Below are 14808 nucleotides of genomic sequence, written 5' to 3'. Positions count from 1 at the left end.
CCGTCAAATTTTCTACATGACAATAGCAAAGCAAGCATCATGCCAACAAAATTGACGTTTAATTTACTGATAGAATTGAAGAATAGGAAAATGAAGTGAATTGACAGCTAGATAAAGGCTAAGTGTTGCCACTGGCGGCAACACTTAGTCAAACAATGTAATGATTAGCGAATTTGTAATACGGTTTGTTGCAGCGTGTTGTTCACTTCAAGGGTACGAGAGTTCGCTTGGAAGTTACGCTGCGCAGAAATTAAATCGACCAGTTCAGTGGTCAAATCGATGTTCGATTGCTCTAACGCCGATGAACTTATGCTACCAAAAGTACCGCTGTTTGCCTCACCAGCAAGAGCAGGGCCAGAATTCAAGCTAGCTTTCCACGAAGTGTTACCCACTTGTGTTAAACCTTGTTCATTAGCAAATCGAACCAAGGCAACCCGCGCTAAAGGCACACTTGAGCCGTTCGAGTAACTTGCAGTAATTAAACCATCAGCACCAATTTCAACGTTAGTTAAACGACCAACAGTAGTACCGTCTTGTGTTAACTCTGTTGCCGCAAAAGGAGCAGCATATTGAGTTGGCGCATTAAACTTGATTGTTAAATCTTGAGTGCCATCAGCTCCAGCACCTAAAACGCCTGCACCACCCACACCTAAAGTCTCAGTCTTAACGACCGCTGGATCACTACCGGTATAGACACCAACAGAATTGAACTTGAGTACAGAGCCCTTCCAACCGCCGGTTGTTTGCGCTGTACTGGTTGAGTCAGGATTACCATCGCCCGTAGTATCCGTTTGATAAGTACCTGCAGCACCATCTAGATCGACTTGTTTACCATCAATAGCGTAATAGGCCACCCAATTGCTCTCTCCATTATAAGAGGCATCATTAGGCTTAACAAAATAGGTTGTCATGATGTGTGGCTCACCGAGTGAGTCATACATAGTCATTGAGGTAACGTTATTGTATGTCTTAGGGTCTAGAGGATCGAATGCAGCAGGGTCAAGGGTACTTTCCTTAGCATTTAGATTCATTTGTAAACTGACATTTTCAGTTTTTATTGGGCTACCTGCAGTATCAGGGATTTGCACTGGTTTAGCTGTAGTCAAACTTACCGATGTCGAGTTACCATCTTTATCCACAGGGAACGTCTGCAAAAAATTACCAGCAGAATCAACCATGTAGTTATTTGAATCGACTTTAAATGCCCCTGCACGAGTAAACGAATGGTCAAGACTGCCGATCTCAGAGGCAGTGACAAAGAAGCCACCGCCTTTAATTGCCATATCAAGGGAGTTACTTGTCAGCTGTAAGCTGCCTTGATGGAATTGCTGGGCGACCTGACTCGTTGCGACACCACCACCGACAGCTGTTTTGGAATTTGAAAAAATAGAATTAGCGTAAACATCCGCAAATTCAGCTCGCGATTCTTTAAAGCCAATGGTATTCGCATTCGCAATGTTGTTCGCCGTGGTGTTTAAATCTTTCTGTGCGGCAGAAATGCCACTCAATGCAATGTTAAACGACATAATTCACCTCTACTTTTGACTCAATTCAATTGCGGACAACAAACGCCCAATTCGGATTCTACAAAATTATTTTGTATAAACTTAAGTTTCAGACACAGCTAACACGTCGGTTAACTTGATCCCCATACCGCCTCTCAAGTTAAGAATGGCGCCGGTACTGGCCGTCCCTAAAGAAACGCTACTCACATGAGCATAGGTTGAAACGGGCAGCTCTTGGGATTTCCCATCCACTAAACCACTCGCCTTAATCGTATAGTTACCTGCGACCACTGGCTGGCCATTCTTATCTAAACCATCCCAGTTCACATCGACGTTACCACCATCGCTACCATCGACTTTAAAGGTTGTGACAACTTGGCCCTTCTCATCTTCGATACGCACAGTAATCTCTGGAATTTTATCAGGGGTACTGACTACACCTTTCATCGTTGGGCTTTCTGCGGAAATATTACCAGTATCGGTTGGGATCAAAACCTTACGACCAACAAGTCCCGATGCCTGCAGTGCTTGGCTCGACGTCATGACACTGTTTAAGTTAACAATTTCATCATTTAACTTGCCGATACCATCAACCGTCGAAAATGATGCCATCTGCGCAATCATTTGATCATTGTCAACAGGCTTAAAAGGGTCCTGCATCGATAACTGTTGGCTTAATAACGAGAAAAAATCATCTTGAGTTAACTGTTGGCTTTTCGCTTCCGGTACTATCGAATCTTTTGGCAAACGTATGCCATCAAGAAACGGATTGCCCGTTGAGCTGGTTGATGAATTGGTCGTAACAGCATTTGACTGACTCTTATTTTGAGCCGTCTGCGCCGATGCTTGGTTAATTTGATTAATGAGGCTCACAGCTTACCTCCTAAGTAACACATGTTATTTACCCATCCCAAGTGTTTGTTGCAGCATAGACTTAGCTGCTTCAGCGACCTGAACATTCATTTGATATGAGCGCGAAGCAGAAATCATATCTGCCATTTCTTCCATGACATTAACATTCGGTTTATAAATAAAGCCGTCCGCATCCGCCATTGGATGATCGGGCGAGTATTCTTTTAGTAGTGGTTTATCACTTTCAACAATACCTTTTACCGCAACACCTTGAGAGGCTTGTTGCTGACTTTGGGCTTTGGCCATTTCAGCTTCAAAAATAGGATGACGGGAACGATAGGTCTTATCTACGCTACTCGAGACGGAATCAGCGTTAGCTATATTACTCGCAGTGGTGTTCAACCTGACCGATTGAGCCGACATTCCTGAGCCAGCAACATCAAATATGCTAAATAAACTCATGATTAATCCCCTCTCAGCGCTTTCTTCATGCCACTAAACTTACTGTCTAAAAAACCAAGCGACATTTGATATTCAAGGGCATTTTGCATAAATGCCGATTGTTCCTGTTGGATATCAACTGTATTACCATCACCAGTATCGGGTTGATTTGGCACGCGGAACTTAACAAATTGACCAGTCAACTCAGCAAGACCAAAATGCTTGTCTGCCTCTTGCATTTCAAGACTATTACGCTGCTGTTGTTGGCCACGGGCGGCCTGCATTGCCGCAGAAAAATCTACATCACGGGCTTTATAATGTGGCGTATCGGCGTTAGCGATATTGCTCGAAATGACTTCAGCTCGCTGCGCTCTAATACCGAGAGTGTACTGATGCACACCCAGTGCATTATCAAAATTGATCGCCATAAAATTGCCTCCTCGTGTTACTCACGGAAATAAAGCAATTCATGTGCCAACATAGGAGAATAATGAGAATAACAATAGGGATGAGCAAGTGATGGGTAAAAAATTACCGACAAATGTCGGTAATTTTCTTTAAAGCAGCAGACTTAAGTCTTTTTCTGGTAATAAATCCCAGGGTTACAACGGACCATGTCAAACTCATCCGTTAAACCAGCAATAGATTCAGAAGCACCGAGAAATAGAATCCCTTTTGGATTAAGAGCGGCAGCGAATTGCCGCAAAATTTTTGCCTTTGCCTCAGGCGCAAAATAAATCAGCACATTGCGGCAAAAAATAATGTCGAACTTACCAAGTAAGCTATAACTTTCAAGCAGATTATGTGCCCTAAAGTTCACCAAACGCTTAACATTATCCTTTAACTTCATATTGCCTGAAGGCAAAGCATCAAAAAACTGACGCTTACGCTCCTCGGATAAACCGCGCGCTAATGCCAAGCTATCGTACTCAGCATTTTTGCAACGTTCCAACATGGAAGGCGATAAATCAGTGGCTTGAATTGACGCACTACCCGCAAGCGCACCAGGCTTCTTCTGCTGATACTCAAGAATCGTCATCGCCAATGAATAGGGTTCTTGCCCAGATGAACACGCGGCTGACCAAATCTTAAGTGGACGACCTAAACGACTGTACTCAGGTAACAAAACGTTATGCAATAACTCAAATGGATAACGATCACGAAACCAAAGGGTTTCATTGGTCGTCATAGCATCGATCACTTCAGCCCGAAGTGCACGTTCCGTTGGCTTCATCGAATGCTTAACCACATCGGATAAGGATGGCAGGTTATATTTCCCCATCAGAGGAGCTAGACGACTGCGCACCAGATATTGCTTATTTTCACCCAGTACGATGCCGCTGTGTTGCTCTAAGAACAACCTAAATTGATTATATTCAGCTTCAGCGAGTGATTTATTTGGCACATTCACATCCTAAATCCTATAGCAAGCACCAAAATCAGTGCGAAACCATCATGTTATAAAGTCGAGATTATAGCGTAAAGCGTATCTAGGTACTAACTACTGCACTTACAAACTTAAGTGTTTATTCACAGCAGCAGCCAGTTCGTCGGGATTAAACTTAGCGATAAAGTCATTGGCCCCCACTTTTTGAACCATTGCCTGATTGAATACACCACTTAACGACGTATGCAGTACCACTTTAATATGCTTGAGCTTAGGATCGTCTCGGATCTCAGCGGTCAAGGTATAGCCATCCATTTCAGGCATCTCAATGTCTGAGATAATGAGAGGGATTTCATCGGCAACATTGTCCATTTCTTTGGCGATTTCTTTAAGCTTATCTAACGCTTCTCGACCATCTTTTGCGGTATCAATTTGTAAGTTCAATGACTCGAGTGAACGAATAATTTGCTTACGCGCCACGGCAGAATCATCGATAACCATAATATGGTAATGCTGGGTTCTGTCGAGGGTCAGCTTTTCATTTGCTTCTTCACTGATAGCGGTTTTAACCGGTGAAATCTCATCTAAGATTTTTTCTACATCGAGAATTTCAACCAATTCACCTTCAATCTCAGTTACAGCCGTCAGATAAGAATAACGACCGGCACCTTGCGGCGGAGGCATAATCGCTTCCCAATTCATGTTGATAATCCGCTCAACAGAACTGACCAAGAAACCTTGAACACTGCGGTTATATTCAGAAATAATGATGAAACAGTTTTCAGTACTCGCTAAAGGTCTACCACCTGTTGCCGCACTCAGATCAATAACTGAAATAGTCGTACCGCGAATATGCGCGACACCTTTAACATAAGGATTAAGTTTAGGCAAAGTTGTCAGTGGCGGGCACTGCAGTACTTCTTTCACCTTAAACACGTTAATCCCAAACCGTTGACGACCGTTTAATTTAAAAAGCAGCAATTCTAAACGGTTTTGACCAACGAGCTGGGTTCGTTTGTTGACTGAATCAAGAATACTCGACATAACTCTGCCTTGTTGTTCTGTTTATGTACGGCCCTATGACTCGTTTGAGTATAGGCATATTAATTGCTTACGTCTTATCTATCGATAAACATAGTCGAAACTGAGTCAATCTTCTGACAGTGATGCAAATTATTATTACAGTGGTCAGCTTCGAACTTGATAAAAGTATAGGTGCATTCTGGCGTTACAAGCTAGTCTCTTCATTATGAAAGTAAATTTAGTCTGTTTTTTTAGTGTTTTCGCCCTCTTCATGCCCGCTTTTGCGAGTGCAGAGCCTATTGTTCCCACCGTATCGGCCATCTCAGAATTAGCTAAAGCGCTTATTTCAGAAAAGATATCCGTGCCAGCAAATGCCAAAGTCGATATTTCGCCGCAAATAGTTGACGCAAGAATGCTGCCGTCACAATGTTCGTCGCCGATTAAGGTTGAATTGGCTAGTAACAGGGAAATTAGCCGTAATAACACCCTAAAAGTCAGCTGCAATACGCAAGAGCTCGCTTACCCTTGGCAGATTTATATCTCGGTTAGAGTGGATATTTTATTCCCCGTTGTTGTCACAACTGAAACCTTAGCGCCTGGCGAACTCATCTCCCCTAGCCAAGTTGAAATCCGTTACATTGAGCAAAATAGTTTACGAGGCGCTGAATTTGATGATCCAAGTAAATTAGCTGGTGTGCGAGTCAAACGACGCGTCTCGAAGGATAATCCTATATTGAGCAATAACTTATGCTTCGTGTGTAAAAACGACTCGGTATCTATTTATGTTCGTTCTAACTCCTTCGAACTTAAAACTGCGGGCGAAGCCCTACAAGATGGCAATAAAGGCGATCGGATCAGAGTCAAAAATAGCAGTTCAAACAAAGAACTAGATGCTATAGTCACGGGCATTGGCGAAGTTGAAGTAAGAATGTAAAATAATCTAAAGCTTTTTTATAAGCTGCCGATACCCCAGTTAAGAAATCCCGTACACACGACGCTGGAGCCGAAAATGGCAATTGATATTAGCAAACTCAACACTGCAACGACCACACAAGTTCGTTCAGGTGCAACTAAAACTAGCAGCGATCAATCTGCTCAAGTTGCCACAAAATCGACAACACCACAAAGAAGCGACTCAGTGGTGATTACAGCGCAAGCACAACAACTTCAAGGAGCTCAGACTAAAATGGCGAGCCTTCCTGAAGTTGATCAAAAGAAAGTAGCCGAAATTAAACAGGCTATCGCCGAAGGCCGCTATAAAATTGACCCAGAAAAGTTGGCTGCCAATATTGCAAGTTTTGAAGCCGAACTTAATGACTTGAATAAAGAGTAACTATGACTGAAATAGCTAAACTGGTAGATCTACAACACGCCCATTTGGCTGTTCTTAAGCAAATCATACTCAAGGAAAAAGGCGCTTTGGTTGACCAAAACGCCGATTTACTGCTTTCTCTTGCTAACGAAAAATCACAATGTCTGAAAGAACTCAAGACTAATGACGATATTCTGGCAAACCACACTGATAAGTCTCAACTCACTCAGCAAAGTGAACTCGTGCATAAAATGGCCGTTGTCAAAGACGCATTAACTGAATGCAAAGAACTGAACGATCAAAATGCCAGTTTAATTGAGATGAATTTAGCCAGTATCAATCGCTTCGCTCAAGCTTTACAAGCCAGCAGAAACGCCTCCAGCCTTACGTACAACGATAAAGGCAAGACCTCAACTATCTCAAGTTTAGGTAATGATTTAAAGGCCTAACAGGCGCATCAATTCCCACTCTGTATTTCCAGCTTCTAAGCTCTGCTCTGATTAAAGATTAGACTTTGATACTTATGCAGAAAAAGAAAAGCCGCATAACTATTCGTATAGTACGCGGCTCAATAGAGTCATGTAGAAATGACTAGAAATACGTGACTTCTTTGACTCGCTGTGGACGACTTTGTTGTTGATACAGCGCCCATACCTGTGAAAAATCCAGCTCTAACTCAGTGACATAATGATCGCCAGCCGGATAACTCTTAACGACCCGCGCTCCACGGATCACGCCAGAAACCGACGCTTTGACATTATCATCTGTCAACATCCAATCACTAACACTGCTGTTTGCCGTTATTTTCTGCCCATAAACTTGTTCTGCTAATTCACGATAGGCCACAATTTTTGATGCTTGCATGGCCATCAACACTCTTTGTGATTGTTCTTTAGCCGGTTGAGTCGCTAAGGGCGCATATCCTATGGCCGTTAACTTAGGAAAACTCGGCGGCGGCACATCTTCCCATTGCACATATCTATCTTTAGCAGCGCAGCCAGTTAGCATTAGCGCCGCAATAACTAAAAGGTAGCGTTTCATTTTCCATCTCCTAAAACACGCACTTCATTCATGCCTGGACTCGCCTGACGATATAAGATGCCATTTTGTGACACAATTTGCTCCGAAGGCTGCATGTAGTTTGCCAACTCTTTTTGAGTCACAAAAGTTTGAGAGGCCGATACCACACGATTGTTACTTATGTTCACAATCCGAGTATTGATCGCCATACCATTGGTAACTGGGCTCATAGTCGATACGACAAGATGCTCAACGGGAAGATTTTTCGACAATTGTTGCCAATCTCGCGTCAAAATAAAATCCCCATTAGCCGTCACTCTCAAGCCATCTGCTAAATTTAAATCAACCACATTAAACTGAAAGCTATGGAGCGACGTCATTAATCCTTGCTGTAACTGCTGCGCCAACGCATTTGTGCCATTCATGTCACCCACTAATACTGGGGTTGCGACGACAATTGGCTGATCAGAGCGCAGAGCATCATTTTGCTTAACGAGCTCTGTCACAATTCGCTGTGCTAAATGGTTGATCACTGCCGTTGGCGGCAACCCATTGCCATCCACTAAACTCGGCTTGGGCGGTGTAACCGATTTAGCCACACATCCACCTAACATAATCAATGTTAAGGGAATAATTACACGCTTTAGCATTGGATTTACCTCATCTGTGGGTGTACTGGCAATTAAATCACTCACACTCTATGCGTCTCATTTTTGTGAGTAACAAAAGCCAGCAATCTTCGGACCAAAATTGCTCCAGCCCGACAATATTATGCTCATACGCTGTATATCGACTGCGCCAATGGAAACTTTATCGAAAACTCTCGTTAGTCAGGCATGAAATTTGCTTTATCGGTATATTAGGTTAAGTGTCAGGAAACTGGCTCGACTAGCAAGCTCGCCAATAGCTTAGCGATAAGGATTGTATTGATGCACATACCACGTTCAGCTTCGCTCATCATTTTGAGCCTTGCACTGCTGTCTTTGCCTTCTCGGGCCGAATGGATGGAAGCCAGTGGTGAAGCGACTATTATCAATGGTAATACGGCTCAAGCAAGGGAAGAAGCGATTAATCAAGCCGTTAGCTACGCTACATTAAGCACAGGCATTCAAATATCCAGTGAACAACAAACCTCTAACGGAAACCTTACACAGAATAACTTCGCGATAAATCGCAACGCCCAAGCCATAAGCATCCAACTCGTTAGCGAACGAATCCAGGGAAACAAAATTTATGTGTCCCTACGACTCGATCTAAATGATGATCCTACGCAGCAGTGTCCAAATGGACAATTAAAGGCCGCGATTCTAATCCCTCAAGCACAAATCAAAGATCGTACTCAGCTCAGATACGGACAGCTTTCAGGCTTTGAAGAAGTGATCTCAGAAAAATTAGGCAGTGTTATAGAAGATTACTCTTCCACAGGTTTTAGCCACACTCACGCTAAAGAGCTGCTCGATATTAAACAAGATCTAGTGGATATTCGCGGTTATAGACTCCCAAGCTGGCTCAGTGAAATTACCGACAGCCAATATATCCTCCAACCACAAATCATGGATATCTCAATGGAGCCAGTGCAGGCAACCTTCCTAGGATTCTGGGATGAAGCTCCACTTAGGCAATTCCAGTTCAAACTTAGCCTTTATCATGGGATCAGTGGCGAAGAAGTTTGGAGTAAAAGCTACAGCACATCGGCACCATGGGAATTTGAAGAACAAGCCATTATTGCCCCTAATACGGACAGATTCTGGCGATCATCCTATGGCAAAAATATTACTAAGTTAATGCAACAGGCTACCCACGATTTGGACAGTACTCTCAATTGCAGACCCTTACTCGGCCAAGTCGTGAGCCGCCAAGCGGACAGGATCATTTTAAATCTCGGCCGTAAACATGGCATTCGTGTCGGGGATAAATTCCAAGTCGTATTACAGCAAAATCTACCCGATCGACTCAATGAAATGCGCGCCGTCGCAACCAAAAGTCGAGCCACGGTAAAAATTGAACAAGTGAGTGAAGAAAGCTCAACAGCAGTACTTTTAGACCAAAATGCAGCCTACAATGTGCAGATAAACGACATAGCGCTTAAGATTTAAGCAACTAAATCATAAGCCTTTTAATCAGAGATAAAACCAGTATAATCACTGTCGTCTCTCTATAGCTCAACAGGATAGAGCAGCCGCCTCCTAAGCGGCCGATCGGGGTTCGAGTCCCTGTGGAGAGACCAGATAGTGACCTTGGTGATATCAAACTCCCAGAAATCTTCCGGAGAAACGGAATGACCGAGCTATTTGCGTCTAATCTCAATATTATCGTCAAGCGTTGGCCTATCGTAGCAGCTGCGGTCAAAAGCCAAACTATCAATGAATTAGATGCCCACCTTGTCAACGGTCGCAATCAAACTATCAGTGTCAATGGCATTCAACTCAGCAGCCGCCATGACCGCCTTGCCGAAGCCCAGCTTTTTATCAGCACATTACCTGCAGATGCAACTCACGTAACCGTCTACGGTGTCGGTATGGGAGATGTACCAAGTTTACTTATCGATAATCCACAGTATCTTTCAATTGATGTTTGCATTTTAAATCTCAGCGTTTTTGCCCTCCTCATCAGTTACACAGATCAAAGCGAATGGTTAAAGCATCCAAACATTAATTTAACGGCGCTTCCAAGCGCAAAGTTAAATTTTCCTAATATTGCAATTACACCAGATCTCACTCTTGTCAGTGATGAAAATGCGACTCTCAGAGACTTATTAGTTATGGAGCTCAATCGTGAGTTCTCTAATCAACGACATCAGTCTGATGATCCTGCAATATTAAAACGCTTCGAGGATAACCAACTTTATATTACTCACGATCCTGATGCCGCGAGCTTAATAAATAGTCATAGTAGCTATAAAGCTATCGTGATTGGCTCGGGTCCTTCTTTAGAAGAGCATTATGATTATCTGCAACAAATTAGTTCAAGTTCCCATAGGCCACTCATCATAGCGGCCGATACTGCATTACGTGGTTTACTTCACAATAATATAAAACCAGATATTGTGATCTGCATTGACGGATTGATAGGTGAATACCATTTACCGCTAGCCTCGACTCATGACATCAATCTTGTTTATTTTCCCCGAGTTGATCCAGTGGTACTTAATGCTTGGTTAGGCCAAAGATTTATTGCCTATGGAGGCAGTCAAATATACGACAAGCTCACTTCTCGATATCCCAAACTAAGACTGTTCACGAGTGGAAGCGTCATTCATCCGGCAATTGATTTAGCGATCAAATTAAAGGCAAAAGAAATTACCCTATTAGGGTGTGATTTTTGTTATTGCAATAACAAGAGTCATGCGTTCTGGAATGATCACAAATTTGGTCAAAACGATATAAAAGAACAAATATGGGTTAATGCGGTTATTCAGAAAGTGAAGGAAGCTAAACACTGGTTGATCAATGGCAAAGGCCAGCGGATAGCGACGGATCTAAACTTAAGAGCATATCTCAGACACTTGGAACGCTACATCGCTAAGCATCCAGAAGTAAAGTTTTACCAAGCGAGTTTATCAGGCGCTAAAATTCGCGGTTCTCAGTATAAGGACCTCATATTATGAGCTTAAGTCTACAAGATTCACTGCGGCAAACGGCAGGTTTATTTAGACTCGGTCAAGAAGCAAAGGCTTCAGTAGAGTTACGGTTATGTCTTGATAAAATAGAAAAAAACTGCCCAGAACTTGTCCTTAATTCGACTTTTCAGCAAATATTGCCTTCTATGCTTCAGGCACAAGAGCAACACGATTGGTTAAGCCTTGCCGATTATTTAGAGTATGAACTAATAGAACTAGTCTGATAAAGCAAGAGTACCAGGGCATCAAGCTTCCCAGAGACTTGCCGTTAATAGACTATACCGAGCCATTTGCGAGTAACTATGACTACACATTCACCTATTTTTATCGCTGAAGTCTCCAGCAACCATCATAGAGACTTACAGCGTTGTATTGAGTTTATCAAAACTGCTGCAGACATTGGTTGCGATGCCGTAAAGTTTCAGCTTTTCCAAATAGAGCAACTTTTCGCTCCCGAGATTCTGGCGAAAAGTGAAACGCATCGAAAGCGCAAAGATTGGGAGCTCCCAGTCAGTTTTTTGCCTGAATTAAAACAAAGTTGTGATGAATATGGCATTCAGTTTTCATGCACACCATTCTACTTAGATGCAGTTGCAGAACTGGCTCCATATGTCGATTTTTATAAAATTGCCTCCTACGAATTGTTATGGACGGATCTACTGGTAGCCTGTGCAAAAACGGGATTACCTGTCGTTCTTTCAACTGGCATGGCTACTTTAGAAGAGATAGATCAAGCGGTACTCACGCTAAAAGAAAATGGTGCAAAAGACATCACCTTGCTCCATTGCGTATCGGCATACCCAACTCCTGAGAATGAATGCAATCTTGCGGTATTAGAAAGCTTTAGAAATCGCTATAAAGTTAACGTTGGCTGGTCTGATCATACTGTTTCTAGTGCGGTACTTAACCGAGCTGTACACAAATGGCGAGCCGATGTCATAGAGTTTCATTTAGATTTAGATGAAAAAGGCGATGAATATGCTTCAGGACATTGTTGGCTGCCACAACAGATTGCACCCGTAATCCAAGGTATAAAATTAGCCAATGTGATTGATGGCAAGCCAGAAAAACAATTTGTTGCTAGTGAAGCCTCAGATAGAGAATGGCGAGCGGATCCCCTTGATGGATTACGTCCATTGCGGCATCAAAGAGAGAAATTTGGAGTATCAGAATAATGAGTTTGTCCCCCATCACAGTGGCAGCAGATGCTGTTATCGAATTTTTGGCACATCAGGGTATTTATGCACTCCATAACTATCCAGGAGGAACAATCGCTCCCCTCCTAGATGCATGCAAACGATTTGGTATTGCCGTTTATACTTCTCGTAATGAACAAGGAGCGGGTTACGCAGCTTTAGCTCAGGGGAAATTAACGCAGTTACCCGGTATTGTTGCAGTGACATCGGGGCCTGGCGTAACGAATGTGCTAACGCCTGTCGCTGATGCCTATTTTGATGGCATACCTATGCTGGTGTTCACAGGACAAGTAGGTACGGGAGATCTCACCGGAAGTAAGTCTGTTCGTCAATCAGGATTCCAAGAGGTCGATACCCCAGCCCTAATGAAGCCGATCACTAAAGCACAGTTTCAACCCAAAAATATTGTGGAATTATACGAAATCCTTCCACAAGCATGGGCTCTTGCTTTAGAAGGCAGAAAAGGCCCCGTTTCCATTGATTTACCAATGGATGTGCAACGCACCGCAGTTACAGAGCCAATCAAGCTGATTACAGCTGCATTAGCGAAAACCAATACAGCAGAACTTGATGTATTTGTTGATACCCTAATTGAAGCAATGAATACTTCACAAAGGCCAGTCATTATTTGCGGTAATGGCATGACGACTCCAGCATTAGTAGAAGCATTACATAAACTGAGAATCCATTGGCCAGCGGCTGTCAGTCATAGTCTTTTGGGTATCGGAGTTCTACCCACTGATGATAATTGCTGTTTAGGCTTTCATGGTCATACTGGTAGCCAAATTGCAGGTAAAGCCATTGCAGAATCCGATTTATTACTGGTTTTAGGCTCTCGATTAGATGTCCGCCAAACGGGTACGCTAAAAGCGAATTTTGCAGCAAATGCAAAAATTTTCAGAGTTGATATTGATGAAGGTGAATTAGCCCACAGCCGGATAGCACACCATGCAGCGGTTCATTCTGGACTTACTGAGTTTTTCGATACTTTATTAAATAATCAACACAAATTATCAGTTCCAGAACTTTCTGAATGGAATAACACTATCACGCAATGGCGTGACCAATTTAGTTGGCCATATCCAGAATATCCAGGTATTGCACCAGATAAACTACTCAAAAAACTCAGTGACAATTTACCCGAAAGTACTTTAGTCACAACTGGAGTAGGTGCACACCAACACTGGGTAGCTAGGCACTTCAGATTTGCACTACCGCAGCGCAAGCTTTTGACATCTGCTGGACATGGCACTATGGGGTATGACCTCCCTACTGCTATCGGTGCAGCTATTCACGCTCCTGAGTCTACAATTCTCTGCATTGCTGGGGATGGTTCGTTTCAGATGAATATCCAAGAGCTAGACGTCATCAGTGAATTAGGACTTAATATTAAAATTCTTGTTGTCGATAACCATAGATTAGGACTTGTTTCCCAGTTTCAGCTGATGAATTGGGAAACAGATACTGCATGCGGCAATAAACATTCGCCCAATTTTGCCCTCATAGCCCAAGGTTACGGTATTCAAGCGATCCATTGTTCCCAAGAAGCTGAACTAGAACAAGCGCTCACCGCATTCATCGTAGCCAAAGGGGCTGTTTTACTCCATGTAGAGATAAATCCTCAACACGATATTTTACCTATGCTACTTGGTGGACAAGCAACAGATAAGATGTGGCCATATTTTGATGCCCAAGGAAAGCCAAGGGGTAAGAACCATGACTAAGCTAGTGCTCATAACAGGTGGGAGCCGTGGTATAGGTGCTGAATTGGTGCGTAGCTTTGCCGCTAATAATTATTTAGTAGCAATGACCTATTGCCATAATGCTAATGCAGCAACTGAGTTAGCAGAGGAACTAGGTCCAAATGTGTATGCATTTTATCTAGATCAGTCTATTCCTGACAATATAAGTACTTGTGTTAACGCAATTGAACATCATTTTTCGCGTACGATTGATATTCTTATAAATAATGGTGCTATTGCGCAAGAAAAGCCTTACTTAGAAATCACAGCTAACGATTTTGAAGTGATGCTCAATACCAATTTACGTGGACCATTCCTGCTAACGCAAGCCTGTATTCCAGCAATGAAAGCAAATACATGGGGGAAGATCATCAACATTAGTTCTATTGGTGGACAGTGGGGAGGATTTAACCAAGTTCATTATGCTGCGGCAAAAGCCGGTTTACTCAACTTAACTAAGTCTATTGCTAAAATATATTCAGCCGATGGCATAAATTGTAATGCTATATCAATAGGCCTAGTTGAAACAGAAATGACACGTAATGAGTTAGCATCTGAACTGGGTAAACAAAAAGTGGCAGCAATTCCGGCCAAACGACTGGGCCATACTCGCGATATAAACGCCATCGCATTATTTCTTGCTTCCGATGACAGCAATTATCTTTGCGGGCAAACGCTCAACGCTAATGGCGGCATGTACTTTAACTAGTT

17 protein-coding genes and 1 tRNA gene are annotated in these 14808 nt (G+C 42.9%); 10 read left to right on the top strand and 8 right to left on the bottom strand.

The window, feature by feature from the left end; genetic code table 11:
* Positions 1 to 164: 164 nt before the first annotated feature.
* From flgE to BM607_RS12580, 6 genes are all read right to left on the bottom strand, one after another.
* Positions 165 to 1526 (bottom strand): flagellar hook protein FlgE, encoded by a 1362-nt coding sequence (gene flgE, locus BM607_RS12605; RefSeq protein WP_006085644.1) that lies wholly within the window; start codon positions 1524 to 1526, stop codon positions 165 to 167.
* A gap of 81 nt (positions 1527 to 1607) precedes the next feature.
* Entirely contained in the window at positions 1608 to 2378 is a 771-nt protein-coding gene (gene flgD / locus BM607_RS12600) for a flagellar hook assembly protein FlgD (RefSeq protein WP_071939692.1), read from the bottom strand.
* A gap of 24 nt (positions 2379 to 2402) precedes the next feature.
* Positions 2403 to 2819: a flagellar basal body rod protein FlgC gene (gene flgC / locus BM607_RS12595; RefSeq protein WP_006085646.1), complete on the bottom strand. Its 417-nt coding sequence runs from the start codon at positions 2817 to 2819 to the stop codon at positions 2403 to 2405.
* Between the two features lie 2 nt (positions 2820 to 2821).
* Positions 2822 to 3226, bottom strand: a complete 405-nt coding sequence (gene flgB, locus BM607_RS12590; protein WP_071939693.1) for a flagellar basal body rod protein FlgB — start codon at positions 3224 to 3226, stop codon at positions 2822 to 2824.
* Positions 3227 to 3369: 143 nt separating this feature from the next.
* On the bottom strand, positions 3370 to 4209 hold the full coding sequence (locus BM607_RS12585) for a protein-glutamate O-methyltransferase CheR (protein ID WP_006082430.1): 840 nt from the start codon (positions 4207 to 4209) through the stop codon (positions 3370 to 3372).
* Between the two features lie 99 nt (positions 4210 to 4308).
* The gene (locus BM607_RS12580; RefSeq protein WP_006082431.1) at positions 4309 to 5229 is read right to left on the bottom strand and encodes a chemotaxis protein CheV; all 921 of its coding nucleotides are present in this window, start codon (positions 5227 to 5229) and stop codon (positions 4309 to 4311) included.
* Positions 5230 to 5434: 205 nt separating this feature from the next.
* Here BM607_RS12580 and flgA point away from each other — a divergent pair, with 205 nt between their 5' ends.
* From flgA to BM607_RS12565, 3 genes are all read left to right on the top strand, one after another.
* Positions 5435 to 6142 carry a flagellar basal body P-ring formation chaperone FlgA gene (gene flgA, locus BM607_RS12575; protein WP_071939694.1) on the top strand — a complete coding sequence of 236 codons (708 nt, stop codon included), beginning with the start codon at positions 5435 to 5437 and terminating at the stop codon, positions 6140 to 6142.
* Positions 6143 to 6217: 75 nt separating this feature from the next.
* Positions 6218 to 6541 carry a flagellar biosynthesis anti-sigma factor FlgM gene (gene flgM, locus BM607_RS12570; RefSeq protein ID WP_006082433.1) on the top strand — a complete coding sequence of 108 codons (324 nt, stop codon included), beginning with the start codon at positions 6218 to 6220 and terminating at the stop codon, positions 6539 to 6541.
* A 2-nt stretch (positions 6542 to 6543) separates the two neighbouring features.
* Positions 6544 to 6969, top strand: a complete 426-nt coding sequence (locus BM607_RS12565; protein ID WP_071939695.1) for a flagellar protein FlgN — start codon at positions 6544 to 6546, stop codon at positions 6967 to 6969.
* Positions 6970 to 7111: 142 nt separating this feature from the next.
* Here the strand turns inward: BM607_RS12565 and BM607_RS12560 are convergent, their stop codons facing one another.
* A complete protein-coding gene (locus tag BM607_RS12560) occupies positions 7112 to 7561 on the bottom strand; it encodes an LPP20 family lipoprotein (protein ID WP_006085649.1) in 450 nt (149 codons plus the stop codon).
* The gene (locus BM607_RS12555) at positions 7558 to 8190 is read right to left on the bottom strand and encodes a FlgO family outer membrane protein (RefSeq protein ID WP_012587208.1); all 633 of its coding nucleotides are present in this window, start codon (positions 8188 to 8190) and stop codon (positions 7558 to 7560) included. Before BM607_RS12555 ends, BM607_RS12560 begins: the two co-directional genes overlap by 4 nt.
* A 279-nt stretch (positions 8191 to 8469) precedes the next feature.
* On the opposite strand from BM607_RS12555, the gene BM607_RS12550 reads away from it, so the two are divergent.
* The 7 genes from BM607_RS12550 to BM607_RS12520 all read left to right on the top strand — a co-directional run bounded on the left by BM607_RS12550 (position 8470) and on the right by BM607_RS12520 (position 14806).
* On the top strand, positions 8470 to 9636 hold the full coding sequence (locus BM607_RS12550; RefSeq protein WP_071939696.1) for a flagellar assembly protein FlgT: 1167 nt from the start codon (positions 8470 to 8472) through the stop codon (positions 9634 to 9636).
* Between the two features lie 55 nt (positions 9637 to 9691).
* Positions 9692 to 9767, top strand: a tRNA-Arg gene (locus tag BM607_RS12545).
* Between the two features lie 51 nt (positions 9768 to 9818).
* Positions 9819 to 11147 carry a 6-hydroxymethylpterin diphosphokinase MptE-like protein gene (locus BM607_RS12540; RefSeq protein WP_071939697.1) on the top strand — a complete coding sequence of 443 codons (1329 nt, stop codon included), beginning with the start codon at positions 9819 to 9821 and terminating at the stop codon, positions 11145 to 11147.
* Positions 11144 to 11383 (top strand): hypothetical protein, encoded by a 240-nt coding sequence (locus BM607_RS12535; protein ID WP_006082449.1) that lies wholly within the window; start codon positions 11144 to 11146, stop codon positions 11381 to 11383. The genes BM607_RS12540 and BM607_RS12535 overlap by 4 nt, the downstream gene beginning before the upstream one ends.
* A gap of 78 nt (positions 11384 to 11461) precedes the next feature.
* Entirely contained in the window at positions 11462 to 12334 is an 873-nt protein-coding gene (locus BM607_RS12530) for an N-acetylneuraminate synthase family protein (protein ID WP_071939698.1), read from the top strand.
* Positions 12334 to 14079 carry a thiamine pyrophosphate-binding protein gene (locus BM607_RS12525; protein ID WP_071939699.1) on the top strand — a complete coding sequence of 582 codons (1746 nt, stop codon included), beginning with the start codon at positions 12334 to 12336 and terminating at the stop codon, positions 14077 to 14079. The genes BM607_RS12530 and BM607_RS12525 overlap by 1 nt, the downstream gene beginning before the upstream one ends.
* Entirely contained in the window at positions 14072 to 14806 is a 735-nt protein-coding gene (locus BM607_RS12520; RefSeq protein WP_071939700.1) for an SDR family oxidoreductase, read from the top strand. The genes BM607_RS12525 and BM607_RS12520 overlap by 8 nt, the downstream gene beginning before the upstream one ends.
* The last annotated feature ends 2 nt before the right edge of the window (positions 14807 to 14808 follow it).

This window comes from Shewanella sp. SACH, assembly GCF_001887095.2.
GTDB classification, from domain to species: domain Bacteria; phylum Pseudomonadota; class Gammaproteobacteria; order Enterobacterales; family Shewanellaceae; genus Shewanella; species Shewanella baltica.
Note: the sequence above shows the minus strand (reverse complement) of the source record. Positions and strands in the feature narration are given on the sequence as shown.

Excerpts from the sequence above, each read along its gene's own strand:
- flgE (WP_006085644.1), bottom strand. The coding sequence starts at position 1,526 with ATGTCGTTTAACATTGCATTGAGTGGCATTTCTGCCGCACAGAAAGAT.
- BM607_RS12555 (WP_012587208.1), bottom strand. The coding sequence starts at position 8,190 with ATGCTAAAGCGTGTAATTATTCCCTTAACATTGATTATGTTAGGTGGA.
- BM607_RS12540 (WP_071939697.1), top strand. The coding sequence starts at position 9,819 with ATGACCGAGCTATTTGCGTCTAATCTCAATATTATCGTCAAGCGTTGG.
- BM607_RS12535 (WP_006082449.1), top strand. The coding sequence starts at position 11,144 with ATGAGCTTAAGTCTACAAGATTCACTGCGGCAAACGGCAGGTTTATTT.
- BM607_RS12580 (WP_006082431.1), bottom strand. The coding sequence starts at position 5,229 with ATGTCGAGTATTCTTGATTCAGTCAACAAACGAACCCAGCTCGTTGGT.
- BM607_RS12550 (WP_071939696.1), top strand. The coding sequence starts at position 8,470 with ATGCACATACCACGTTCAGCTTCGCTCATCATTTTGAGCCTTGCACTG.
- BM607_RS12530 (WP_071939698.1), top strand. The coding sequence starts at position 11,462 with ATGACTACACATTCACCTATTTTTATCGCTGAAGTCTCCAGCAACCAT.
- flgC (WP_006085646.1), bottom strand. The coding sequence starts at position 2,819 with ATGAGTTTATTTAGCATATTTGATGTTGCTGGCTCAGGAATGTCGGCT.
- BM607_RS12565 (WP_071939695.1), top strand. The coding sequence starts at position 6,544 with ATGACTGAAATAGCTAAACTGGTAGATCTACAACACGCCCATTTGGCT.
- BM607_RS12525 (WP_071939699.1), top strand. The coding sequence starts at position 12,334 with ATGAGTTTGTCCCCCATCACAGTGGCAGCAGATGCTGTTATCGAATTT.
- flgA (WP_071939694.1), top strand. The coding sequence starts at position 5,435 with ATGAAAGTAAATTTAGTCTGTTTTTTTAGTGTTTTCGCCCTCTTCATG.
- flgM (WP_006082433.1), top strand. The coding sequence starts at position 6,218 with ATGGCAATTGATATTAGCAAACTCAACACTGCAACGACCACACAAGTT.
- flgB (WP_071939693.1), bottom strand. The coding sequence starts at position 3,226 with ATGGCGATCAATTTTGATAATGCACTGGGTGTGCATCAGTACACTCTC.
- BM607_RS12520 (WP_071939700.1), top strand. The coding sequence starts at position 14,072 with ATGACTAAGCTAGTGCTCATAACAGGTGGGAGCCGTGGTATAGGTGCT.
- BM607_RS12560 (WP_006085649.1), bottom strand. The coding sequence starts at position 7,561 with ATGAAACGCTACCTTTTAGTTATTGCGGCGCTAATGCTAACTGGCTGC.